This window comes from Fusibacter paucivorans, from assembly GCF_018390735.1.
In the GTDB taxonomy this organism is placed as follows: Bacteria; Bacillota; Clostridia; order Peptostreptococcales; family Acidaminobacteraceae; genus Fusibacter; species Fusibacter paucivorans.
The window spans coordinates 1-2,081 of record NZ_JAHBCL010000079.1 but is presented as its reverse complement, the minus strand read 5'-3'; the positions used below and the strand labels follow the sequence as shown (position 1 = coordinate 2,081).

The window sequence follows — 2,081 nt, the reverse complement described above, 5'->3', positions numbered from 1 at the left end:
AGGGGCTGTCGGGAAATAGACAGCCCCTTAAAAATTTCCATAAATTACAAAAAGGAATTCTCCTACTTTATGTCGAATCTATAAATAGGAGGTTATCTTATGCAAAAAAAGAAAAAAGACGGTCCGCCAACCATCTTCAATCAAGTTACATCAAATGATGTAACCAACAAAACTTATCATTATTATACCGAATTTTTTGAAACAGGACAACAAGTTATTCACTTTAATCTCTATCAAATTGATCTGCCTAAGGAAGATCCCGTTTATACTTTAAAGAAAGTGATGGCAGAACTGGATTTTTCACCTCTCTTGGAAAGATATAGTCATTTAGGACGGAAAGGTTATAATCCCATCATGTTATTTGCAGTCTTAACTTATGCAGCACTAAGAGGCGTCAGATCGGTTGATAGAATTGTAGACCTTTGTACGAGAGATATCGCCTATATGTGGCTTGCTCAGGGAGAAAAACCTAAAAGAGATGTGTTTTATGATTTTATGAACCATAAACTGAGCGAACCAATCCTAATGGCGCTTCACTATCAGTTTATTAGAAAGCTCCAGCGAGAAGGGCTCGTAACCCTTGAAGCGTTGTATATTGATGGCACAAAAGTGGAAGCCAACGCAAACCGCTATACCTTTGTTTGGAGGGGCAGCATCAATTATCACCTCGCAAATCTCCTCGACAGTATCCAAGAGCTGTACACCCAGTACAACAGTTTTCTCATGATAAATGGTTATGATAAAAAATACAAAGTGCCAGCAATGGATATGTTCATCATAGAAGGGATAGAGAAAGTCAGAAAAGTCATCGAAAAGAACCGAACACGGAAAGTTAACAAGAAGAAGAAACTTTCCAACAATACCATCATTGAGATAGACAATATGTCACCGCTGGAGCTCTTGAAGATGCAGGTTCATCTAAAGACCATCGCAGAGGGTGAAAAAATCTATTTTACCTGCGGGAAAGGCAAACGAAAACCTGAAATTCAGAAGCTATACGAGCAGTTAGATGTGTTGGGAGAAAGGCTCATGAAATACAAGCAGTCATTCGAAATAATGGGTGATGAGAGAAACAGCTATTCCAAAACAGATCTAGAAGCAACTTTCATGCGTATGAAAGACGACCATATGAGAAATGGTCAATTAAAACCCGCTTACAATATACAGATCGCAGTGGAAAACTATTTTATCATTCATAGCTATATCAGTACTGACCGAACAGATTACAATCCTTTGATTCCCGTTCTTAAAAAACATAAAGAACATCTGGGATGCTATCCCAAAGAAGTGACAGCAGACAGCGGCTACTGCAGCGAAAAGAACCTGTGGTTTCTCGAAGAAAACAACATCGATAGCTACATCAAACTGCAAGAACATGAAGCCATGAAAACAAGAGCATATCAGAAAAATATTGGAAAATACCGAAACATGGTCAAAGAGGGGAACAGTTACCGTTGTGCAAACGGGCGATTACTCACTCATGATCATACTGAAAAGCGCAATACCAAAGGATTTGAGAGAATCTTTGAAGTCTATGCCTGTAAAAATTGTGATGGTTGTGAGTTGAAATCCGAATGTCTCTATCAATACGATGAAGAGCGTCATCAGCATAAAAACAAAACGATCAAGGTCAATGAACGCTGGGATGCTTTAAAAGCAAAATCAAACGAAAACATTCAAAGCGAAAAAGGGATACTCAACCGACTGATTAGGTCAATCCAAACCGAAGGCTTTTTTGGGGATATGAAGGCAAACGATGATTTTAGACAATTTAATCATCGTTCAGCTGAAAAAGCGCATAAGGAATTTACGCTTTATGCGTTTGGTAAGAATCTTGACAAATATCATAAATTCAAGATGGGAAAAATCAAAAGATACACAGGAAAATCGGAGAAAATTGCGTAGAGGCCAAAACTTGCTTTTATGATAATTGGACCTGTTTTTGCGCTGCGAAGAAATAGTATTATCCGATTAATGCAAAAATAAAACTGCTAGATTCAGGATCTTCGGAATCCCGATTTCTAGCAGTTTATTGTTTCGGAGATATCGGCTGTCAAAATTCACTATTTCCCGACAGCCCC

Annotated in this window: 1 protein-coding gene; it reads left to right on the top strand. The window is 38.3% G+C overall.

Translation table 11 applies throughout. From position 1 onward, the window contains the following. The first annotated feature begins 99 nt into the window (after nucleotides 1-99). Nucleotides 100-1,905 (top strand): IS1182 family transposase, encoded by a 1,806-nt coding sequence (locus KHM83_RS19495; protein ID WP_246543218.1) that lies wholly within the window; start codon nucleotides 100-102, stop codon nucleotides 1,903-1,905. The last annotated feature ends 176 nt before the right edge of the window (nucleotides 1,906-2,081 follow it).